The organism is Rhodosalinus sp. K401 (assembly GCF_041365735.1).
Classification (GTDB): domain Bacteria; phylum Pseudomonadota; class Alphaproteobacteria; order Rhodobacterales; family Rhodobacteraceae; genus Rhodosalinus.
The window spans coordinates 162,658-183,249 of the sequence record NZ_JBGFSI010000007.1; the positions used below are offsets into that span (position 1 = coordinate 162,658).

The following is a 20,592-nucleotide window of genomic DNA, read 5'->3' on the forward strand; positions in this document are numbered from 1 at the left end:
CAAAGATCCAGTTGATGCCGATCTGATGGAACCACTTGCCCTCGCCTCGTTCGCCTCGGTGGATCGGACCGATGCGGTACCGCTTTCCAAACAACTATATCGCAGCATGCGTGACGCAATTCGTGCAGGACGTATCCCGGCGGGGGCGCGGCTGCCATCTTCGCGCGCGGCGGCGGCGGCGCTCTCGATCAGCCGCAACACGGTCGTCGCCGCCTACGATCTGCTGCGCGCGGAGGGCGCGATCGAGGCACGGCAGGGCGCCGCGCCACGCGTGCTCGCCGTCTTGCCGAGCCGCACACGGCCCGCCGGATCGGCGCGCCCCGTTGCGCTCGGCCCACGCGGCGGCGCGGTCGCGGCGCCTGCGCGTGCGGCGCTCTACGCGGCACCCTCGGGCTGGTTCATGCCCGGCGCGCCGGACGAACGGCTTTTCCCGCGCGCCGCGTGGGCGCGCGCGCTGCGCAAAGCTGCGCTACTGCCGCACGGGCCGGCGTCGGGCTATGCCGACTACGCCGGCCGGCCCTCTTTGCGCGACGCGCTGGCGGCGCGCCTCGCGACCGACCGCGGGCTCGTCGTCTCGGCCGAGCAGATCCTCGTCGTCTCGAGCGCGCAGGCGGCGTTCACCCTTCTGGCGCAGGTGCTCGCGGAACCGGGCGACCGCGCGCTCGTCGAGGCTCCGGGCTATGCCGGCGCGCGGGCAAGCTTCGCGGCGGCGGGGCTCGAGGCCCTCCCGATACCAGTCGATGCGGCAGGCGCGGACATCACGCGTGCCGAGGGGTTGGCGCGGCTCGCCTATGTCACGCCGTCGAACCAGTACCCACTTGGCGTGCGGATGGCGCTTCATCGGCGCGAGGCACTGGCCGACTGGGCCCGGCGTTCGGACGCCTGGATTATCGAGGACGATTACGACGGCGAGTTTCACTGGCGTGGCCGGGCCGTTGCCACGCTGCAATCGATCGCACCAGACGTGACGCTCTATGTGGGATCGGCCGCCAAGAGCCTGATGCCGGGCCTCCGGCTCGGCTGGATCGCGGTGCCAGAACCGCTCGTGGCGCCCCTGCGCGAGGGCGTGCGAAACCTTGGCCTGGGCGCCAACCTGCATGCCCAGGCGGCCTTCGAGACCTTCGTGGATGACGGATCATGGCGCGCACATATCCGACGCATCGCGGCCGCCTACTCGGCGCGCGGCACGCTGCTGGCAGATGCGCTAGAGGACCGGTTTGGCGCGGCGATGGAGGTGTCCCGCCCCGACGGCGGATTGCAGCTGGTGGCGCGTCTGTCATGTCTCGAGGCGGAAGATCGGGCCATGGCAGCCCTCGGCGAGGCCGGGTTCGCCGTGGCCGCGCTCTCGCGATACGGCTGCGGCGAGCCCGGCCCGCCTGGGCTCGTGATCGGCTTCGCGGACGCCGAGCCCGCCCTCGTGGACCGCTTCTGTGCGGCGCTTGCCGCTGCGGTGCGGTGATCCGGCCTATCTCGCGCCGTCGAACAGGCCGATGAGCCACTCATGGACAGTCCGGACAGCGGAGGTCTGCCCGGTCTCCCGGTGCCGAATTCCCCAGATCTCGCGCGACAGAACGGGCGCGCCCGCCTGGACGACACCGGGGACGATGCCTGCGAGAGCGACGGGCAGGACGGCGCGCCCCGCGCCGCGTGCCACCGCGAGCGCCATGGCCATCGGATCGTTCGATCGCAGAACCGGGGCGCGTCCGGCAAGTTCGCCCTCGACGAAAGCCGCCTCCGGCACGTGTCGGAAGCGCTCTGGATAGGCGATCCAGCCGGGATCGCGGGACGGCGTCTCGGGCTCGAAGACCGCGTAATCGGCGAGGCCCAGCCTGCGGACCAGGAGCGTATCGCTCAGATCCGTCGGCGCGCCCAGGCGGACGGCGATGTCGGCTTCCCAGCATTCCAGCCGTACATTGGCTGGCTCGGTCTCCACCTCGAGGCAAAGATCGGGCGCCCTCGCCCGAAGCGTCGCGACGGCCGGACAGATCATGCAGCGCGCCAGCGTCGGCGGCGCGCTGAGCCGAACTGTGCCATGCGGCGCCTCCTTCAGCGTCTGGGCGGTTATGCGGAAGGCGCGCTCTTCCTGCTCAATCCTCTGCGCATGGGCGAGAAGGCGGCGGCCCTCATCCGTCAGCCGCACCGCGCCATGGGTTCGAACGAACAGCGACAACCCGAGCGACCGCTCGAGGCCCTTCATCCGGCGGCTCGCCGTTGTCGGATCCACGGCAAGATCGCGGGCGGCCCCGCTCAGCGAGCCCGCGCGGTCGGCCGCCAGAAGCAGCCGGAGATCGTCCCAATGCAGGCGTTCGTCGGACATTGCTGCATTATCGCAGATTTTTGCGGCAGCTTACAGCATGGATGCAGGAAAGGGATTCGGATACGTTCGGTACGGGCGGGCGCAGCGACGGCACCCGCAGACCCTCGTGCGCGTCAATCAGAAAGGAGCGCCCCTCTTGGAGTCCCAGGCTACCCTTGCAGCCCTCGTGACTTTCGCGGCCGTGACCTCCGTGACGCCCGGGCCCAACAACCTCATGATCCTGGCCTCGAGCGCGGCATTCGGATGGCGCCGGACCCTGCCGCACCTCGCCGGGATTGCACTTGGGTTCAGCATCATGCTTGGTGCGGTCGTGCTTGGCTTCGGCGCGCTGCTCGACCGGTATCCCGAAGCGCTGGCCGCGATGCGTATCATCGGTGCCGCCTGGCTGCTCTGGCTCGCCTGGCAGCTTGCCCGGCCGGCGCTGAGGCGCAAGCCTCAGAACAACGTAGGCCAGGAGCCGCCGACGCGCCCCCGACCGATGACGGCGGTTGAGGCCGCGCTGTTCCAATGGGTGAACCCCAAGGCCTGGACCATGGCCGCCGGTGCGAGCGCGGCATTTTCGGGCATCGCGGACGACGCGTTGGAACGCGCCGCGGTGATGGTGCTGACATTCCTCGTCGTCGGGCCGATTTGCCTTGGGTTATGGATGTTTGCCGGGCACGGCCTGAAGGCACTGGTGTTCAATGAGAGCCTCGCGCGCCCTGTCGCCCTGTGCATGGCCGGTTTCGTCGCGCTGACGGCATTGTTCATCGCGATCCCGGTCTGACCGACGCAACGCTGCGATCTTCGAAGAAAGGCTTTGCCGCCCATGACTGAACGAATGGGAGACTTGTCGGGAAGATGTTTCTGCGGGGCCGTGAGGTGGCGGTCGGACGGTGCGATCCTGTGGGCTGCCATCTGCCACTGCATCGATTGCCGCCGAGCGGCGTCTGCCGACCATGTCAGCTGGCTTGGCGTGAACCGATCCAGCCTCTCCTGGGAGGGTCCACGCCAGGAATTCCAATCTTCCGAGAGGGTTTTTCGCAGCTTCTGCGGCAATTGCGGCTCACCGATGTCGTTCGAGACGGCGGTTTTTCCTGAAGAGACACATCTTTACGCAAATGCACTTGACGATCCGTCCTTCTATAAACCAGCAGCGCATATTTTTTGGTCCGAACGCGTCCCCTGGTTCGCAAAATGTGATGACCTGCCGAGGCACGAAAAGGGATTCCAGGACGCGGCGCGAAGCGGCCATACGCTGATGCCACCCTTGTCTTAATTGATCGTCCATAGTCACGCCCTGCGCTGCACCAAGCGAGCGGTAGCCGAGCACGACGGTCTCCAATACACATCGAAATCTGGCGCTCAACTCGACGCGACCGGTCTTTCCGCTCGGCGAGCCTTTCGGAATTCGCGCGAGCGAGGGATCAGGCCTCAGAAAGGCTCATACGCGGGCGAGGACCGCCGAGTTGCAAGGGCCGCACGCGGCACCCGCTCGGCTTTGCGAGTGTCCCCACATCGCAGAATCGTCGGCCAGCAGTTCCGCTGTTTGCCGCCGGCAGTATTGGCAAATCCTTTGCCGATCCCGCTTGCGACGCCGGTTTGTGCTCGACGACGAGCGGACACATCCCGAGACTGCTGACGCCAGCGGCGCGCGTCGCGCAGACGCTTGGACAGATGGACGCTCTGGATGTTCATGACGACGAGGGATCAAAGCCAGTCCGCGGCCTTGAGATCAGGGCGGTAGGACCGGCCGACCGGTACGCGGCGGCCGTCGGTCAGACGCAGGAGGATGCGCTGGCCTGCGCGGTCAACGCCATCAACGGAATCGGCGGCCACCTGCAACGTTGCGCTGGCCGAATGCGGCAGAGACGTAGTCCGACCTGTTGAACGGCCGTACTGCAGTGTTCGGCTCAAGGGGCTATCGCGCTTTCCGCGGCAACCCCGAAAAGTATGAAGCTCTGAAAACTTCTTGAACTGCTCATTATCTTCTGAGCGAAGGGTATGCTTGACCGCTGAAGTTGGACCCCGGTCGCGATGGCGGAGAGACAAGAACCGAGAACAAAAGTCCATTTCCTCTTCGACCGAAGAAAAATTGCAGATTGAATTTATATTCAAAAGCCTCCGCCGAACCGTCCGCCTGTCCGCCAGACATCGAACACGCCCATCAGAATTCGAAGCCATCAACATCTACCAAGAAGGCTTCGAAAAAATCGGTAAAGGTCGCAACCAATGGCGGGAAGGCTTCGTAAGGCGGATAGTAGAGTGATAGCCACAGCGACTCAATAGACCAACCTGGAAGTACGGCCTCAACTTCTCCACTTCTCAAGCCTTCTGCCACAATGAAATCAGGCAGAACTGCAATCCCTAATTCAGCTTTTACCATGGAATAAAGAAAGTCGCCGTTATTCGAGTGAATGCCCGAGCCAGCCCTAACCGCTCTCTTCAACCCCTCCTTTTGGAACCGCCATGTCTCCAGTTCACCGCCCGATCCGTAGGACAGGCAAACATCAGGCTCGAGCTCATCCGGGCTATGCGGACGACCGTAGCGCTGGAAAAAGCTGCTCGCGGCAACAGCATGGCGCGGCACTTCGCAGATTTTGCGCCAGATTGTGGATTTGTCGCGTGGTGGTTCCGACAACCGAATCGCGAGATCACATTCCTCGGCAACGATATCCACGAGCCGGTCGGTGAGCATGACTGAGAGCTCGATGTTCGGGTACGCGAGTTTAAAGCTGCTCAGTAGTCTCGGCAAGAGCCGCAATCCAAAAGACATGGGTGCACTGATCGATAGTCTTCCACGATGCGGTTGGATCTCCCGGGCCAATTCGTCCCTGACACTGTCGAAAGCTTCCACAACCGGCCGATAGCGCGCAGCTACCAAAGCGCCTGCTGAGGTCAGTGAGACCTGCCGCGTCGTCCGGACAAGCAACTGGTGTCCGAGGTCCTGTTCGAGGCGGGCGATGACGCGCGTGACGGAAGCCGGGGTCATGCGAAGAGATCTGGCCGCCGCAGCAAAGCTTTGCTGCGCGGCAACCTCCAGAAACACGCGGATCGGCTTGATCTCCTGCATGGATATATTGTTATCCGAACTGCAATGATGAATGCAAAACAATTATCATTCACATCAACGTCCGAAGTCCTTACGTCTGGCCGTAGAGAGCAGGGACCTTTCACGAGGCCAGCATGGAAAACCATATCAAAGGGATTCATCACATCACGGCCATGGCGGCAGACGCGAAGCAGAACAACGCGTTCTTCACGCAGATGCTGGGACTGCGGCGTGTGAAGAAGACCGTGAACTTCGACTCACCGGACGTGTACCATCTGTACTATGGGGATGAACACGGCACACCCGGGTCCGTGATGACCTACTTTCCGTTTGGGCACATGCCCAGGGGCACGCGCGGCGTCGGCGAGGTCGGGATCACGGAATTCGCTGTGCCGACAGGATCACTCGGCTACTGGCAGGACCGTCTCGCATCAAACGGTGTCGCTGGACTGCGTGAGGACAGCGTCCTCGGAGAGCCGCGGCTGGCATTCGACGGTCCGGACGGGGACAGCTTTGCCATGGTCGAAAGCGATCCCGAGGGCAGGACGCCGTGGACGGGTAACGGGATTGTCGACGAGGTTGGCATTCTGGGCTTCCACGGGGCGCGTTTTCGGCTGCGGGAAGCTAACGCCGCAGGCGAGCTCCTCGCCTTTATGGGCTACGAGAAGGTGGCGACTGAAGGTGCAGTCACGCGCTATCGGATCGAGGGTGGCAACGCTGCCCGGACTATCGACCTCGAGGAGTTGCCGCAAGCGTCCGCCTCGCGGCAGGGGGCGGGCTCGGTGCACCATATCGCCTTCGCCGTTGAGGATCGTGCCGCGCAAACCGAGGTTCGCAAATCCCTGCTCGATACCGGCTACCAAGTCACGCCGGTGATCGACCGCGATTATTTCTGGGCGATCTATTTCCGTGCACCCGGTGGCGTTCTGTTCGAGATTGCGACCAATGAGCCTGGCTTTGACCAAGACGAGGACACTGCTCACTTGGGCGAGGCTCTGAAGCTCCCGGAGCGCTACCGGCCCTTCCGCGGTGAGATCGAGGCGCACCTCCCGGAACTGGCCTGAGGACCAACATAATGAGCACGCACGAATATATCTCACTGACGCGAGAACCTGCCAGTGACGCACCGCTTGTCTTTGCGTTTCACGGGACGGGTGGCGACGAACACCAGTTCTTCGGAATGGCGCGGGAACTTGTCCCCGGAGCGGGCGTGATCACGCCGCGGGGGGACGTCTCCGAGATGGGCGCAGCGCGCTTCTTTAGGCGTACAGACGAGGGCATCTACGATATGGATGACCTCGCTCGGGCGACGGAGAAGTTGGTGTCTTTTGTAGAGGCATGGACGACGCAGCTTGGAGACAGGCCTGCCTACGGGTTCGGCTATTCGAACGGCGCCAATATCCTCGCTTCCGTGATGATGGCCCGCCCTGATCTGTTCGACCGCGTGGGTCTTCTCCACCCACTAATCCCATGGGAGCCCGCCCCGGTGCCGGCGCTCGCGCGCACGCCAATCCTGATCACAGCTGGACGGGACGACCCGATCTGTCCGTGGCCGCTGACGCAGCGGCTTGTGGACTGGTCCGAGGCTCAAGGCGCGAGCGTAGTTACCGCATATCACGATGGCGGCCATGAGTTGCGCCGGGAAGAGACCGCGGCACTGTCACAATTTCTGCGGGCCTCTCCGGCGGAGCAGGCTGCATGAGTTGGCCGCCCTATCTCGTTTCGCTTGGAGTCGGGATCGGCGTCGGGGTGATCTACGGGCTCCTTTCCGTGCGATCGCCCGCGCCTCCGATCATCGCACTGCTTGGATTGCTCGGCATGCTTGTCGGCGAAGCCGCAGTGCAATGGGTGCGCGGGCATGTCGACGGCTCTGCGCATGCCAATCATCAGACAACCATGTCGGTATCTCGTGAATCCAGAGCGGTTCGGAGAGACCCATCTTCCAAATCTGACACTTGAAAAAATGGAGAAAAACGATGCCAAAACTCGATCTTCTGACACCAGAAAACAGCCAGTTGATCTTCATCGACCACCAGCCGCAAATGGCATTCGGAGTACAATCGATCGACCGACAGACTTTGAAGAACAACACCGTGGCGCTGGCGAAGGCCGGCATGATTTTCGGAATCCCGACGATCATCACAACGGTCGAGACAGAGAGTTTCTCAGGCCACACCTATCCCGAACTGCTCGATGTCCACCCCGATGCGCCGCTCCTCGAACGTACCTCAATGAATTCCTGGGATGATCAGAAAGTGCGCGATGCACTGGCCAAGAGCGCGGCCGAAGGCCGAAAGAAGATCGTGGTCTCCGGCCTCTGGACTGAGGTATGCAACCTGACTTTCGCGCTGAGTTGCATGGCGGATACGGACTACGAGATCTACATGGTTGCCGATGCGTCGGGTGGGACGTCCGAGGATGCGCACAAGTTCGCAATGGACCGAATGGTGCAGGCTGGCGTCATCCCGGTGACTTGGCAGCAGGTTCTGCTGGAATGGCAGCGCGACTGGGCCAGGAAAGAGACATACGACGCGGTGATCGCGCTCGTGCAGGAGCATTCGGGCGCCTATGGCATGGGCGTCGATTACGCCTTTACCATGGTGCACAAGGCGCCGAAGCGCACTGCTCATACCGGTGAGACGCAGGCCCCGATCGCGGCCGCCTAGCAGAGCTAGACAACCGAGCGGGGGTATTCGCCTCCTCGCACCCTAAAGGACTTGCGAAAGACCGTTCACCATGGCTGACCTCATCCTTGTAAATGGGCGTCTGACGACGCTCGACCCTGCAACATCGGACGCAACGGCATTGGCCATTTCCGACGGCAAGATAAAGACTGTCGGCACCGATAATGTGGTCATGGCTGACAGGACGGAAGCGACCAAGGTGATCGATCTCAAGGGTCGCCGTGTCATTCCCGGCCTGAACGACAGCCATACCCATCTGATCCGAGGCGGTCTCAGCTACAACATGGAGTTGCGCTGGGAGAACGTGCCGTCTGTCGCGGACGCCCTCACGATGCTGCGCAAGCAGGCTGCGAACACACCCGCACCGCAATGGGTACGCGTCGTTGGCGGCTGGTCGGAATTCCAGTTCGCCGAGCGGCGGATGCCCACGCTCGACGAGATCAATGCAGCTGCCCCCGACACGCCCGTCTTCATCCTGCATCTCTATGCACGCGCACTGCTGAACGGGGCAGCGCTCAGGGTGCTCGGAATCACGCGTGACACTCCGAACCCGCCAGGCGGCGAAATCGATCGGGATGCCAAGGGCAACCCTACCGGAATGCTGATCGCTCGTCCGTCGGCACTGATCCTGTATTCAACGCTTGCGCAGGGACCCAAACTGCCATTGGAGGATCAGATCAACTCCACCCGTCACTTCATGCGGGAACTCAACCGTCTGGGTGTGACGAGCGTGATCGATGCGGGCGGCGGTGGCCAGAACTATCCCGAGGATTACGACGTGGTGCAGCGGCTGCACGCCGAAGACCAGCTGACGCTGCGCATCGCCTACAACCTTTTCGCCCAGAATCCCGGGCAGGAGCTCAGCGATTACGAACGCTGGATCGGGATGACCGCACCTGGCGCAGGCGATCCCTGGCTGCGCGTGAACGGTGCGGGCGAAAACCTTGCCTGGTCAGCTGCCGACTTCGAGAACTTCCTCGAGCCGCGGCCCGATCCTGCGCCCGTGATGGAAGAGGAATTGGAAAGGATCGTGGAGCTCCTGGCCACTAACGAATGGCCGTTCAGGATCCACGCGACCTACGACGAGACGATCGACCGCTTCCTGACGGTGTTTGAGCGTGTCAACCAGCGCCAGCCTTTCAGGACGCGGTTTATCATCGATCATGCCGAAACGATCAGTGCGCGCAACATCGAACGGATAAAGGCTTTGGGCGGGGGCATCGCCACGCAGCACCGTATGGCGTTCCAAGGTGAGCATTTCGTCGACCGCTATGGAGCCGAAGCCGCGAAAGCGACCCCGCCCATGCGTGAGATGCTGAAGACCGGAGTTCCGGTGGGCGGCGGCACGGACGCGACGCGCGTCGCCAGTTACGATCCGTGGGTCTCCATGCATTGGCTGACCACCGGCAAGACCGTGGGCGGGCTCACGCTTTACGGAGAGGACCAACTGCTAACCCGGGAGGAAGCGCTGGCGATCTGGACGACCGGCTCAGCGTGGTTCTCAGGCGAACAGGACGTCAAAGGCAAGCTGGCCCCGGGGATGTATGCCGATCTAGCGGTGCTGTCGGACGATCTGATGACCATCCCGGATGAGCGAATCCGGTCCATCACCGCGATGATGACCGTGGTGGGCGGACGGATCGTCTTCGCGGGTGGTGAGTTTGCGGCGCACAGTCCGCCCATGCCACCGGCGTCGCCGGATTGGTCCGCGAACGCCCTGTTTGCCAGCCCAGCCGAGCGAGATGTGCCGCAAGCGCCCGCTTCCATTCAGATGCGTGCCTGCCACGAAGGATGTTCGTCGGGATGCGGGATGCATGGGCACAATCACGGTATCGCCTGGGCTGCCCCGATCCCGGTCCGCGACATTTCTGCGTTTTGGGGGGCGCTCGGCTGCTCCTGCTTCGCTGTATGAAGCGCCATCTTCGAGAGACAACAATGTCCAACATCGACATCATCCGAGAAGACACAGACACGAAGGGGCGCTACGTCGCCACCATCGATGGCGTGGAGGGGGAAGGCGAGATGGCCTTCTCCAAGGCTTCGCCGACCATGATTATCGTCGATCACACCGCAGTGTCCGACAGCATGCGCGGCATGGGCGTGGCTGCAGCGCTCGCCCACCGAACCATCTCCGATGCGCGCGCGGCGGGTCAGAAGATCGTGCCGCTCTGCCCCTTCCTCCGCGGCTATGTCGACCGGCACCGCGATGAGGTCGCCGATGTCATCGGGTAATGCGCCCAGCGCCTTTGCGCCCTTCGGGCACCGCGCCTTCGCGCTGCTGTGGACGGCGACGCTGATCTCGAACATCGGCACGTGGATGCACGATGTTGGGGCGGGCTGGCTGATGACGACGCTCAACTCCAGTCCTGCCGTCGTCACTCTCGTTCAGGCGGCGACGACGTTGCCAGTATTTTTGTTCGCCCTGTTCGCCGGGGCCTTGGCGGACCGGCTCGACAAGCGGCGCATGTTGATAATCATCAACCTGGCGCTTTTTGCTGTTATCTCGATGCTGACGGTGCTGGTCTGGCAGAATCGGATGACGCCTCTTCTGCTGATCCTATTCACGCTGACCATCGGGACCGGTGCAGCGTTCATGGCGCCGGCGTGGCAGGCCGTTGTTCCGCAGCTTGTACCGCGCGAAACGCTCAAGCCGGCGATCGCGCTGAATTCGATGGGCATCAACATAAGCCGCGCAATCGGTCCCGCGCTTGGCGGCGTCCTGATAGCCGGTGTGGGCCTCGCAGCGCCTTTCGCACTGAACGCAGCCAGCCACCTTGTGATCATCACCGCGTTGATCCTTTGGCACCCTGATCACCGGACTACGCAAGCTTATCACGGCTCCATTGTCTCGGAAATGTCAACGGGCCTCAGGCACGTCCGACACAACGGTCCGATGTTGGCAACCCTAGTCCGTGCACTAGCGTTCTTTCTATTCGCATCCGCCTACTGGTCCCTACTCCCGCTGATCGCGCGCAGCGCCGACGAGGGCGGTTCAGAGCTGTATGGCACGCTCATGGCACTCATTGGCGCTGGGGCCGTGACAGGGGCGCTGATGCTCCCCCGCCTTCAAGGACGTTTGAGTTCGAACCAGACAGCGCAGCTTGGCACAGTCGGAACCGCGACTGCGCTAGTGGTCCTGGCGTCGTCAACAGCCGCCCCTGCGCTGATGGTTGCCGTATTTCTCGGTGGATTGAGCTGGATCGCCGTTCTGACCTCGTTCAACGTCTCTGCACAAATGGCGTTGCCAGACTGGGTTCGTGCGCGCGGGCTAGCTGTTTTCCTGATGGGCTTTTTTGGCTCGATGGCTCTAGGCTCGGTGATTTGGGGTCAGGTGGCCACCGCCACATCGGTTCCGACCGCGCTTCTCATCGCGGCCACCGGTCTGATCTTGGGGTTGATGTCAACGCGCCGGTTTATAGTGGGTCAGGGCGAAAGCCTTGATCTGGCGGCAGCGTCGATCTGGCCGCAAGCGCCGACGCTCGATCCCGCGGCGTCGCCTGATCAGCCCGCGATGGTCATGGTAGAATATCGCGTGGCCGAGGTAGACCGCGAGGGATTCTTAGATGCGATCCGGGCGTTATCAGGCGAACGGCTTCGCGACGGTGCGACGCGATGGGAACTGCATCAATCCGTCGAGGAACCAGATATCTGGATGGAGAGTTTCCACCTACCCAGCTGGAGCGAACACCTTGAACAGCACGCCCGCATGACCAGCCATGACGCTGAGTTGCAGTCTCGGGTGCGCGTCTTCGACATGCGGGCTTCTGGGCCGGTTGTCCGGCATTTCCTCCTGTCTGGCTGACAGAATTTGACATCCGTCGCTTCACATCTCGCGAGGGAAGGTAAAAAAAAACAAAAGAGGTCACGTAGATGATCTGAAATTCTGGCCACAATCCAGAATGTCGCTAGCAGGGGCTCAATGCTCTCGAAACGCTCATCATGCCGCACACGCGTGAATTCGGCGGAGCCGAAATATGTAAAGCACTGTCCTCTCTCAAGCGCCTAGATTGTCGGACCGTTCATCTTCTTCCAGCACATGGGCCCGTCCGAGTTCACCCTCGAAGGCGGCATCGACGTGCGCCCGGTTCCTCATATCGCTTTTGGTGCCGCAACCAGTCTCTGCGAGGGTGTACTCGACGACGGCGTACATGCTCCGAGACCACCGAAGTAAGAAGCGTCGACCGCGCAAACGCTGAGCCGGACTGACGGGAAAAGGAAGTCAAGCGCTGTCCAGATGAGCTTCTGGCATTGGTGGTCATTGCCCTTCTCGATGTTCCCGAAGCCTTCAGTCGGCCGCACGACACACTCCCCGCCCGGCTCTGCGACAGCCGGAATAACCGGGACGCAAGCACGTTGCTGCCGAGGCGTGCAGTCCGACGATGCCGCGCCGGGCGTGGTTGTGATCAGTCGAAGGCGCGGCCACCCACGGCGCGGCGGGGTTTGGTGGTGTCTTCGGGCAGCGGGATAAAGTCGACCTCGTCGCCGGGCACCGTTTCGAACCGGCCGCGGCGCCATTCCTCCTTGGCTTGGGCGATGCGTTCGGGACGCGACGAGACGAAGTTCCACCAGATGTAGCGCGGCCCCTCCATCGGCTCGCCGCCGAAGAGCATGAAGCGCGCCTCACGCGCCGCTGAGACATCGATCGGGGCGCCGCGGGCGGCGATCAGCAGGGTGCCGGCCTCGTGGTGCGTCCCGTCGACCCGAAGCGCACCTTCGACAATGTAGATAGCGCGTTCTTCATGCGTGGCCTCGATCTGGTAACGCCCGCCGGCGGCGAGCGTGACATCGGCATAGAGCGTCTCGGACGCGGTGGCGAGCGGCGCGCGGTGGCCATGCAACTCGCCTGCGACGAGCCGCAGCGACAGTGCCCCGTCCGTGATCACGGGCAGCGCCTCCGCGCCAAGGTGCACGAAGGCGGGGTCGCTTTCCTCGACCGCGGCGGGCAGCGCCATCCAGGTCTGCAGGCCGAAGAGCCGCTGGCCGCTGCGCCGGCGCGCGGGGGCCGTGCGCTCGGAATGGACGATGCCCTTTCCGGCCTGCATCCAGTTGACCGCCCCGGGCTCAATCGCCTGCTCGGTGCCGAGGCTGTCGCGGTGCAGGATCTGACCCTCCAGCAGATACGTGACCGTGGCGAGGTTGACATGCGGATGCGGACGAACGTCGATGCCCTGGTCTGTCAGGAACTCGGCAGGTCCCATCTGGTCGAAGAAGATGAACGGGCCCACCATCTGCCTGGCAAGGCTGGGCAGCGCGCGGCGCACGGTCATTTCGCCAAGGTCGACCGCACGCGGGACGATGACGGTCTCGATGGCGTCGCAGCTGCGCGCATCGCCGAGGACGGGATCGGGACAGGGACTCCAGCTCATGCGTGTTCCTTTTTCTACGGTTCAAGAACTAGCCGAGCGGGCGGGTTGAGGGCAACAAGCCCAGCCTGCGAGAGGCCCGCGGCCACCGATGCAACGTCAATCCACACGCGGCCAAGATGCGTACGTCCGTCACGGAGCGGCGCATCACGTCCGTGAAAATCACGAGCAAGTCCGCAACGTTGCCCGCGGATCTTCACGGTCCTCACCCCTGCTGCTGGGGCAGATTGGCAAGGATGTATTCCACCGCCCATCCGACCCCGCCGCCATGCCGGAGCGTGATGGGATACATGCTCTGGTATTCGGGCGCGGTGTTGTCCGGCGACCATTCGGCGGCGACGGCGAACCAGCTCATGGGGATGGCACCGGCCTGGATCATGCGCTGGCAGGCGCGCTCGTGCGCCTCGGGACTGAGCCCGCCCGAGGCGTCGGCGACGAAATGGACCTCGAACCCGTCCTTCATGGCCGAGATCGCCGTCTGGGCAAGGCAGACCTCGGTCCAGAGCCCGGCCATGACCAGCTTGCGGCGGCCCGTGCCCTTGACCGCGTCCACGAAGGCCGGATCCGACCATGCGTTGGTGTTGGTGCGGTCGATCGGCGTCACGTCCGGCCAGATCTCCGACAGGCCCTGGAACAGCGGGTCCTGCAGGGGCCCGCTCTTGCCGTTGATCGTGCTGAGCACCGCCGGCACGTTCAGCGCTTTGGCGGTTTTGGCGAGCGCTAGGACGTTGTTGGTCAGGTGTTCGGGGCTGATCGAGGTGACCGGGAAGGCAACCCACGGCTGGTGGTCGATCAGGCAGAGGGCCGAGTTCTCGATCGTCAGGTCATTGATCGTGTGCATGGTCGGTTTCCTTTCATTATGTCACCCCTTCACGGGGCGCGATTGGACGTTCCGGCGGAGCGCGCCGCCGGTCTTCGGGGCCGTGTTCCGGAGCCGGTTCCTGGATCGGGCCTTTTCTGAAGCGCCTGCTGCCCGTGTCACTAGAACCCCAGGAGTGCCCAGACCCCGCTACCGAGCGCCTCCACCAGCAGTGCGACTCCGACGCAGGCTGCCAGCCCGGCGGCGACCAGCAGCCCGTCATCGAGCAGCAGCCCCAGCACCATCAGCGTGACCGCCGCCCCGCCCGTGGTCGCCGAGAGCGGCACCAGTTCGAGCACCGGCATCGACAGGCCGACGAAAAGGGTCGCCGCGCCGGGCACATGGCCGAGCGGCGCGCGCATCAGGATCCGAAGCCGCGGGCGCGACCGCCGTGTGATCCAGCCAAAAGGCCCGTTCAGCCGGTCGCGCAGCCAGAGAAGCGTCCGGCGCGAGACGGTCATCCGACAGATCGGCCCGGGCAGCCAGAGTTGCGGCGCGTTAATCATGATCTGCGCAGCAATAACTGCGATGGCGATGCCGCAGACCGAGGCGACGCCGAAGACGACCGTGGCCGGCGACAGGGCAACGAGCGCGGGCACCAGGACCGCGCCGCCGAGCCCCGCCGGGCCGAGCGCGGCGGTGATCTCGCCGATGCTGACACGCTCGCCGCGGCCGGCGAGCGCCATGGCGTCGAGCAGCCCGACCAACCCGCCCGGTGGCAGGCAAACCCGGCGCCCACTCGGCGGCGATCCGGCCCGCTCGGTCACGCCCCTGCGCCATCGGTGGAATGTGCTTCTCGCTCAGCCCTGCGCCAGACGGCTTGGGCCAGCCACACGACGCCCGCACCGGCGACGATTTCGGCCACGGTCATGACGACCGGCGGCAGGGCAATGGCCGCCACAGTCGGGGCCGTGCCCACCGCCCAGAGCGCGAGCCCCGCGCGCGGCAGGACGGCGCCGCGCCAACTGGCCGCCGCGAAGGCGAGCACGCCCAGGACGTAGAGGATCACGGCGGCGAAGATCGCCAGCCCGGCGCCGCCTTCGGTGATCGCCGCCACGGTGTCCTCCGCAAGCGCCGGAAAGATCGCGGCGTCCGCGAACAGGAACCCGGCGATACCGATCAGCCCCAGCCCGGCAAGCAGCGCCGCGACGAGCCCGGAGAGACCGATCGCCCGGCGCTGCACAAGATAAAGGGCGGGCAGCCCTAGAATACCAGCCGCAACCCCGGCCAGATTGAACCAGGCAGTGCCCGGGACAAGATCGGCGATAATGTTGGCGGCCCCCGACAGGGCGAACAGCAGCGCACCAAGCTTGAACAGATCAGAATCTCGCATCGGACCCTCGCCCCTCCTTCCCGGCCGCACTGGCCGACGCGCCCATGACCGTCATTGCCCGAAGGTCTCCAGCCCGCCCTGACCGGGCGTCGTGTCGTCGACGGGCCCCACTGTGGAGGCGGGCCAGTGGGTGGCGATGATGTCGCGCATGCCGTCGCCGTAGGGGCCGTCCCAGCGGTGGCCGAGCTCGGTCAGCGCGGCGAGCCAGCCGATCGGTGTGGCCCCCGCCTGCACCAGCCGCATCAGCGAGACATCCTCCACAAGCCGGCTGTTGGTCGAGGACACGTCGGCGACGACATAGACGTCGTAGCCCGCGTTGAGCAGGTCGAGCGCGGTATGCGTGGTGCAGTTGTCGATGGAGATGCCGCCGATCAGCACGTTGGTGCGCCCGCTCTCGCGCAGCCAGCGCGCCATCTCGGCGCTGTAACCCGACACCGTGCGCCGCGGGAACCGGCGCGCGTCGTGGGTCACGTTCTCGGTGATTTCAGGGATCATGCTGCCGTAGTAGTCGTTCTCGGTACCGAGGATCGCCGTGGGCATCTCGAAAAGCGGGTTGAACTTGGCAAAAGCGGCGATGTTGTTCTTGTAGACCGCGCCGGGCAGCGTGTTCATCAGGTTGTCGAGCCCGGTGGTGTAATCGACGTAGATCAGGACCGTGTTCTCGGGCGTCAGGCGCTCGGCCGGGCCGCGTTGGACGGACAGGTCGGTCTGCACGTCCGCCGCGGCCGCAGCGGGCAGCAGGGCGAGCGTCGTGGCGATCAGGCAGGCTTTCAGCATGGGATATCTCCTTGGTCGAGGGTTCGGGATGGCGATTGACGGGGTCAGCGGGCGGCGAAGAACGCCGCCAGCGTCTCGGCCAGCGCCCGCGGGTTCTCGTCGCCCAGCCAGTGCCCGGCTTGCGGGATGACGGCGGCGGTTACATCGCTGGCCACCGGCGCGAAAAGCTGCGCGACGAACGGACCCGCGCTCATGGCGCCGCCTATGGCGAGCACCGGCGTCTCCAGCGGCGTCTCGGCCAGTGCCCTGTTGTCCTCGGCGTCCTGCCACACGGCGGCGTAGTAGTTCATCCCGGCGCGCAACGCCCCGGGGCGCTGCAGCGCGCGCACATAGGCCTCGAAATGCTCCTGGCTGACCGCCTCGCCGTCATGGGCCAGGTGCCAGAAGAACCAGCTGAGCAGCTCGCGCTCGCGGCCCCGGAAGGCCATCATGCCCACATCGGGCAGGGTGAACAGGCCCAGATGCCAGTTGGCGCCGTTGTCCCAGTCCGGCGTCGGGGCCATGTAGTCCTCGTAGCCGAAGCCCGGCAGGCCGAATTCCATCACCGCCAGCCGCGCCACCCGGTCGCGGTGCCCCGCGGCCAGCGCGTAGGCCACGCCGGAGCCGAGGTCATAGCCCGCGACATGCGCGCGCGAAATCTCGAGCGCGTCCATCACCGCGACGATGTCGGCGGCCATCGTCACCTTGTCGTATCCCGAAGCCGGGATCGACGAATTCCCCGCACCCCGCAGGTCCGGCGCGATGACGCGGAAGTCCTCGGCCAATGCCGGCGCCACGGCGTGCCACATCAGTCCGTGTTGCGGCCAGCCGTGCAGCAGGATCAGCGGCATGCCGTCGCCGCCGCTGTCGCGCACGAACAGGTTCACCCCCGGCGCGGTCTGTATGCGGTGGGTGTCGAAGTCGTCCAGCGTGCCGGGGTCGGTCCCCTGCGCGGCCCCCAGCGTCGGCAGGAGCGCCAGCGCCAGTGCGGCAATCGTCGTTCGGAGTGTCATGGCAGGTCCCCTTCGTGCCCGGTCGAATTGTCGAAGTCGTGGTCGAGCCGGGATTGCGCGAAGGGCTCGAGATGCCCCATCGCACCGGCGGTGTAATCGTCGCGAAACTTGCGCGCCTGGGCCTCGGTCGAGGCGACGAACGGGCCCGTGGCGACGATCTCGTGGCGCAGCGGAGGTCCGCCGAAGAGCGTCAAGCGCGACGGCGCGACGGCCGTCAGGTCAAGATAACCGTCGGAGGCAAGGACGACCGTGGCCGGGCCCGCGCGCCCTTGCGGCGTGTCGAGCGCTCCCTCGCGGATCACCGCGAAGCCGGTTTCTCCCTCCGGTATCGTCTCGCGCAGGGTGCTGCCGGCGGTCATGTCCACATCGACGATCCGCGCGGCCACCGGCGCGAAGTCGGGACCGAGCAGCGTGGCTCGGGTCACGCCTTCGCCAGTGGTCCGCGGCACCTCCGCAGCCGCGACGTGATGCGCCCGCGGGGCCACCGTGCGATCCGCATCGGCGTGGTCGATCCAGATCTGCAAGCCGCGTGCCGCGCGCCCGCTGCGCGTGACGGTTTCCTCGTGCAGCACGCCCGAGCCGGCCACGGTCAGGTGCAGCGCGCCGGGCGGGATCGGGTTCACATTGCCGAGGCTGTCCTGGTTCCAGAAGCCGGTTTCGCTCTCGGGAAAGATGTAGGTCGCCACGCTGAAACCGGCATGTGGATGGGGCGGGAAGGCTGGCTGCGACATCTCGAACAGGGACACCACGAGAAACGGGTCGATCGCGGCGCGCCGCGTCTCGAAGGTCAGGTCCAGGGTCTGCAGGCCGGGCCTGTCGAGCCCGGACGGGATCGGAAAAACGAAAGGGTCGGACATCATCGCACGCGTCTTACAAGGCTTCTTCGCCAGTATTGCCGGCCGGAAAAGCGAATGATATCTTGCGATAACGACATCAGAATTCGAAAATCCGGATAATGTATCGCAACCTCAACCACCTTGCGACCTTCGCCGCCGTGGCCGAGGCGGGCAGCTTCGCGGGTGCCGCGCGGCGCCTCGGCCTCCCTGCGTCCACGGTGAGCGAGCACATCGCCGCGCTGGAGGCCGGGCTGGGCCTGCAACTCGTGGCGCGAACCACCCGCAGATGCCGCCTGACCGACGCGGGCCGCACCGTCGCGCAGGGCGCGGCAAAGCTCGTCGCCGCGGCCGAGGACGCTCTGGCGCGCGCCGACAATCTGCGCGACCGGCCCGAGGGCACCCTTCGGGTCAGCCTGCCCTTTGCCTTTGCCGCCGATCTGATCGGTCCCGCGGTTGCGCGCTTCGGCGACCAGTACCCCGGCATTCGGATCGACCTGCGCGTCTCCAACGACCGCGATGATCTGATCGCGGACGGCCTGGACCTTGCCATCCGGGTTGGCCGATTGCCCGACAGCACCCTGACGCGACGCAGCCTCTGGTCGGAACCGCGCGATCTCGTGGCTGCGCGCGGCTATCTCGAAGCCGAGGGGTGGCCGACCGGTCTGGACGACCTGGCACGGCACCGGATCGTCGGCTACCGGTCCGAGCAGACGGTGACTTGCACGGGGCCGGACGGCCCGGCCTCGGTCACGCTGCGTGCCGCTCTGAGCGCGAATGAACCCAAGACGGTGCTGGCGCTCGTCGAGAGTGGCGCGGGCATCGGCGTGGTGCCGCGCTTCCTCACGCGCGCCAGTCTCGGACAGGGCCGGATCGAGATCGTCCTGCCGGAGAGCCGCATCGCACCGATGGAGATTTCTATCGTTTACCATGGTCGCGCCGAACGGAAACCGCTGGCCGACCTTTTTGCGACTTTCCTGCAGACTCAGCTGCCCCGGCCTGACATGCGACCGCCTCAGTGACCGCGGAATGCCGCGCATCAAGCAAGGGATCCGCAGGCGCGCCAGATACCTCACAGGCACAGTTCCGGTCGCGCCCGCTACGGTGCCCAGCCGTGCTGCAGGAGCCTTTTCAAGTATGAGTGCCGGCCCGTGGCAAGACTCGCGAGCCTGTCACGCATATCCTTTTCGGTTGCGGCAGGATGGAGCTCTCTCCGACCCGATCACCCGGTCTCTGTTTTGGCGCGGCCTCCCGATCTGTTTCGCAGCCAGCGGCAGTAAAACAATCACACTCGCGATCCAGAGCGAGGAAGCAGGATCAGCCGATCTTGGCGCCCCAGAAGGACGTCTGGTCGGCGGCGAAGTAGCCATCCGCGGCGCGGAAGTTGCCCTGCAGCTCGACGGTATCGCCCGCGGTGAGCGGCACCATGGTCTGTAGCCAGATCGCGGTGGCGAGCGAGACATGGGTGGCGGAGATTTCGCCGAGGGAGCCGCGGATTTCGGTCGTGCCGTTCAGCACGAGCCGCCCGCGCATGCGCGCCGTAGCGCTGGCGTTGATCTTGTAGAGAAGCGTCGCGCCGAAGAGGTAGGTGCCGTCGACCGGGGCAACGAAATGATTGTTCGCGGCGTCGAAGGCCCCTTGGTCGTTGTAGTCGGTGTTGTTGAGGCCGATCTTCGTCCAGGCCCCCACACCAACATAGTTGTCGTAGTTGGTGTACGCCTTGAACCGCGGCAGCCGGGGCTGATCGACGATGCCGGTGGCGTTGCCGACGCTGAGCCCGTCGAAGAAGGTGCTGCCATCGGCGGAGACCGCGAGCCGGAAGCGGTCGGAGCCGAAGAGGCCGACCAGCGCCTTGGTCACGAAGCCGGTCTGAAGCGTCAGGCCGAGATCGCCGCCAGCGGCCTCCTTGTTCATCGTGTAGAAGAGATCGCCGGTGCCGCCCTCTGCCACGGTCTTCGCCGTCCACAGCGCGGCGTTCAGCTTGGCAGAGAACGGATTCGAGGCATCCGCCGTCGTGCCCAGCCCCAAGAGCGCCATGTTCTGCAGCGCCGCGGGCGCGGTGCCGACCCAGCCCGTGCCGTCATAGACCAGCAGCAGGCCCTCGTCCTCGACCCATGCGCGCCACCCCGTCCGCGGCGGAAGGCGCAGCCAGGCGCCATCGGTCCAGAGCGCGACATTCAGGTCCCAGCCTGCCCAGTCTCCCGTCGCGCCCGAGCCGACGATGTAGCGGTCGCCATCGGCGGGGCTGCCAGGCGGCGCGGTGAGGTCTCGGTCGAGGACGGAGAGCTGCACGAGCCCGTCGAGCAGGCGCAGCGCCTCGTTGTGGCTGACGTGCTTCTGCGCCTGCGCCGCCAGGATGTAGGGCAGCAGGAGATGGGTCGTGGCGTCGGACATGGGATGGCC

The 20,592-nt window shown here is 65.1% G+C and carries 21 protein-coding genes; 11 read left to right on the forward strand and 10 right to left on the reverse strand.

Going from position 1 to position 20,592, the window contains the following annotated elements; all coding sequences use genetic code 11:
* The first annotated feature begins 25 nt into the window (after positions 1-25).
* Positions 26-1,459, forward strand: coding sequence for a PLP-dependent aminotransferase family protein (locus AB6A66_RS10215; protein WP_371055792.1), 1,434 nt, complete (start codon positions 26-28; stop codon positions 1,457-1,459).
* 6 nt (positions 1,460-1,465) lie between these two features.
* On the opposite strand, the gene AB6A66_RS10220 is transcribed toward AB6A66_RS10215, so the two are convergent.
* Positions 1,466-2,317, reverse strand: a complete 852-nt coding sequence (locus AB6A66_RS10220; protein ID WP_371055793.1) for a LysR family transcriptional regulator — start codon at positions 2,315-2,317, stop codon at positions 1,466-1,468.
* A gap of 136 nt (positions 2,318-2,453) precedes the next feature.
* Between AB6A66_RS10220 and AB6A66_RS10225 the strand changes: the two genes are divergently transcribed.
* Together AB6A66_RS10225 and AB6A66_RS10230 are read left to right on the forward strand one after the other, a co-directional pair.
* Positions 2,454-3,083 (forward strand): LysE family translocator, encoded by a 630-nt coding sequence (locus AB6A66_RS10225; RefSeq protein WP_371055794.1) that lies wholly within the window; start codon positions 2,454-2,456, stop codon positions 3,081-3,083.
* A gap of 54 nt (positions 3,084-3,137) precedes the next feature.
* The gene (locus AB6A66_RS10230; RefSeq protein WP_371055829.1) at positions 3,138-3,575 is read left to right on the forward strand and encodes a GFA family protein; all 438 of its coding nucleotides are present in this window, start codon (positions 3,138-3,140) and stop codon (positions 3,573-3,575) included.
* Positions 3,576-4,463: 888 nt separating this feature from the next.
* On the opposite strand, the gene AB6A66_RS10235 is transcribed toward AB6A66_RS10230, so the two are convergent.
* Positions 4,464-5,369 carry a LysR substrate-binding domain-containing protein gene (locus tag AB6A66_RS10235; RefSeq protein WP_371055795.1) on the reverse strand — a complete coding sequence of 302 codons (906 nt, stop codon included), beginning with the start codon at positions 5,367-5,369 and terminating at the stop codon, positions 4,464-4,466.
* A 113-nt stretch (positions 5,370-5,482) separates the two neighbouring features.
* On the opposite strand from AB6A66_RS10235, the gene AB6A66_RS10240 reads away from it, so the two are divergent.
* The 7 genes from AB6A66_RS10240 to AB6A66_RS10270 all read left to right on the forward strand — a co-directional run bounded on the left by AB6A66_RS10240 (position 5,483) and on the right by AB6A66_RS10270 (position 11,834).
* Entirely contained in the window at positions 5,483-6,412 is a 930-nt protein-coding gene (locus AB6A66_RS10240; protein WP_371055796.1) for a VOC family protein, read from the forward strand.
* Positions 6,413-6,423: 11 nt separating this feature from the next.
* Entirely contained in the window at positions 6,424-7,050 is a 627-nt protein-coding gene (locus AB6A66_RS10245) for an alpha/beta hydrolase (protein ID WP_371055797.1), read from the forward strand.
* Positions 7,047-7,307, forward strand: coding sequence for a DUF1427 family protein (locus tag AB6A66_RS10250; protein ID WP_371055798.1), 261 nt, complete (start codon positions 7,047-7,049; stop codon positions 7,305-7,307). The genes AB6A66_RS10245 and AB6A66_RS10250 overlap by 4 nt, the downstream gene beginning before the upstream one ends.
* Positions 7,308-7,324: 17 nt before the next feature.
* The gene (locus tag AB6A66_RS10255) at positions 7,325-8,014 is read left to right on the forward strand and encodes a hydrolase (RefSeq protein ID WP_371055799.1); all 690 of its coding nucleotides are present in this window, start codon (positions 7,325-7,327) and stop codon (positions 8,012-8,014) included.
* 70 nt (positions 8,015-8,084) lie between these two features.
* A complete protein-coding gene (locus AB6A66_RS10260) occupies positions 8,085-9,944 on the forward strand; it encodes an amidohydrolase (RefSeq protein ID WP_371055800.1) in 1,860 nt (619 codons plus the stop codon).
* A 23-nt stretch (positions 9,945-9,967) separates the two neighbouring features.
* A complete protein-coding gene (locus AB6A66_RS10265) occupies positions 9,968-10,264 on the forward strand; it encodes a GNAT family N-acetyltransferase (protein ID WP_371055801.1) in 297 nt (98 codons plus the stop codon).
* Positions 10,251-11,834, forward strand: coding sequence for an MFS transporter (locus AB6A66_RS10270; RefSeq protein ID WP_371055802.1), 1,584 nt, complete (start codon positions 10,251-10,253; stop codon positions 11,832-11,834). Before AB6A66_RS10265 ends, AB6A66_RS10270 begins: the two co-directional genes overlap by 14 nt.
* Positions 11,835-12,435: 601 nt before the next feature.
* On the opposite strand, the gene AB6A66_RS10275 is transcribed toward AB6A66_RS10270, so the two are convergent.
* The 7 genes from AB6A66_RS10275 to AB6A66_RS10305 all read right to left on the reverse strand — a co-directional run bounded on the left by AB6A66_RS10275 (position 12,436) and on the right by AB6A66_RS10305 (position 18,216).
* Entirely contained in the window at positions 12,436-13,398 is a 963-nt protein-coding gene (locus AB6A66_RS10275) for a pirin family protein (RefSeq protein ID WP_371055803.1), read from the reverse strand.
* A 202-nt stretch (positions 13,399-13,600) separates the two neighbouring features.
* Positions 13,601-14,236 (reverse strand): hydrolase, encoded by a 636-nt coding sequence (locus AB6A66_RS10280; RefSeq protein WP_371055804.1) that lies wholly within the window; start codon positions 14,234-14,236, stop codon positions 13,601-13,603.
* 140 nt (positions 14,237-14,376) lie between these two features.
* Entirely contained in the window at positions 14,377-15,021 is a 645-nt protein-coding gene (locus AB6A66_RS10285) for an exopolysaccharide biosynthesis protein (protein WP_371055805.1), read from the reverse strand.
* Complete coding sequence (locus AB6A66_RS10290; RefSeq protein ID WP_371055806.1) at positions 15,018-15,587, reverse strand: hypothetical protein; 570 nt, start codon at positions 15,585-15,587, stop codon at positions 15,018-15,020. The genes AB6A66_RS10285 and AB6A66_RS10290 overlap by 4 nt, the downstream gene beginning before the upstream one ends.
* Before the next feature lie 51 nt (positions 15,588-15,638).
* On the reverse strand, positions 15,639-16,364 hold the full coding sequence (locus tag AB6A66_RS10295) for an isochorismatase family protein (RefSeq protein WP_371055807.1): 726 nt from the start codon (positions 16,362-16,364) through the stop codon (positions 15,639-15,641).
* Positions 16,365-16,408: 44 nt separating this feature from the next.
* Positions 16,409-17,356 (reverse strand): alpha/beta fold hydrolase, encoded by a 948-nt coding sequence (locus AB6A66_RS10300; RefSeq protein ID WP_371055808.1) that lies wholly within the window; start codon positions 17,354-17,356, stop codon positions 16,409-16,411.
* Positions 17,353-18,216: a pirin family protein gene (locus tag AB6A66_RS10305; RefSeq protein WP_371055809.1), complete on the reverse strand. Its 864-nt coding sequence runs from the start codon at positions 18,214-18,216 to the stop codon at positions 17,353-17,355. Before AB6A66_RS10305 ends, AB6A66_RS10300 begins: the two co-directional genes overlap by 4 nt.
* A 95-nt stretch (positions 18,217-18,311) precedes the next feature.
* On the opposite strand from AB6A66_RS10305, the gene AB6A66_RS10310 reads away from it, so the two are divergent.
* Entirely contained in the window at positions 18,312-19,211 is a 900-nt protein-coding gene (locus AB6A66_RS10310) for a LysR family transcriptional regulator (RefSeq protein ID WP_371055810.1), read from the forward strand.
* A gap of 295 nt (positions 19,212-19,506) precedes the next feature.
* Here AB6A66_RS10310 and AB6A66_RS10315 read toward each other — a convergent pair whose 3' ends face one another.
* A complete protein-coding gene (locus AB6A66_RS10315; protein ID WP_371055811.1) occupies positions 19,507-20,583 on the reverse strand; it encodes a DUF2793 domain-containing protein in 1,077 nt (358 codons plus the stop codon).
* Positions 20,584-20,592 lie beyond the last annotated feature (9 nt).

Coding starts and splice junctions, on each gene's coding strand:
- AB6A66_RS10310 (WP_371055810.1), top strand. CDS start 18,312: ATGTATCGCAACCTCAACCACCTTGCGACCTTCGCCGCCGTGGCCGAG.
- AB6A66_RS10305 (WP_371055809.1), bottom strand. CDS start 18,216: ATGATGTCCGACCCTTTCGTTTTTCCGATCCCGTCCGGGCTCGACAGG.
- AB6A66_RS10295 (WP_371055807.1), bottom strand. CDS start 16,364: ATGCTGAAAGCCTGCCTGATCGCCACGACGCTCGCCCTGCTGCCCGCT.
- AB6A66_RS10300 (WP_371055808.1), bottom strand. CDS start 17,356: ATGACACTCCGAACGACGATTGCCGCACTGGCGCTGGCGCTCCTGCCG.
- AB6A66_RS10235 (WP_371055795.1), bottom strand. CDS start 5,369: ATGCAGGAGATCAAGCCGATCCGCGTGTTTCTGGAGGTTGCCGCGCAG.
- AB6A66_RS10275 (WP_371055803.1), bottom strand. CDS start 13,398: ATGAGCTGGAGTCCCTGTCCCGATCCCGTCCTCGGCGATGCGCGCAGC.
- AB6A66_RS10260 (WP_371055800.1), top strand. CDS start 8,085: ATGGCTGACCTCATCCTTGTAAATGGGCGTCTGACGACGCTCGACCCT.
- AB6A66_RS10240 (WP_371055796.1), top strand. CDS start 5,483: ATGGAAAACCATATCAAAGGGATTCATCACATCACGGCCATGGCGGCA.
- AB6A66_RS10280 (WP_371055804.1), bottom strand. CDS start 14,236: ATGCACACGATCAATGACCTGACGATCGAGAACTCGGCCCTCTGCCTG.
- AB6A66_RS10265 (WP_371055801.1), top strand. CDS start 9,968: ATGTCCAACATCGACATCATCCGAGAAGACACAGACACGAAGGGGCGC.
- AB6A66_RS10315 (WP_371055811.1), bottom strand. CDS start 20,583: ATGTCCGACGCCACGACCCATCTCCTGCTGCCCTACATCCTGGCGGCG.
- AB6A66_RS10215 (WP_371055792.1), top strand. CDS start 26: ATGGAACCACTTGCCCTCGCCTCGTTCGCCTCGGTGGATCGGACCGAT.
- AB6A66_RS10250 (WP_371055798.1), top strand. CDS start 7,047: ATGAGTTGGCCGCCCTATCTCGTTTCGCTTGGAGTCGGGATCGGCGTC.
- AB6A66_RS10290 (WP_371055806.1), bottom strand. CDS start 15,587: ATGCGAGATTCTGATCTGTTCAAGCTTGGTGCGCTGCTGTTCGCCCTG.
- AB6A66_RS10230 (WP_371055829.1), top strand. CDS start 3,138: ATGGGAGACTTGTCGGGAAGATGTTTCTGCGGGGCCGTGAGGTGGCGG.
- AB6A66_RS10255 (WP_371055799.1), top strand. CDS start 7,325: ATGCCAAAACTCGATCTTCTGACACCAGAAAACAGCCAGTTGATCTTC.
- AB6A66_RS10245 (WP_371055797.1), top strand. CDS start 6,424: ATGAGCACGCACGAATATATCTCACTGACGCGAGAACCTGCCAGTGAC.
- AB6A66_RS10270 (WP_371055802.1), top strand. CDS start 10,251: ATGTCATCGGGTAATGCGCCCAGCGCCTTTGCGCCCTTCGGGCACCGC.
- AB6A66_RS10220 (WP_371055793.1), bottom strand. CDS start 2,317: ATGTCCGACGAACGCCTGCATTGGGACGATCTCCGGCTGCTTCTGGCG.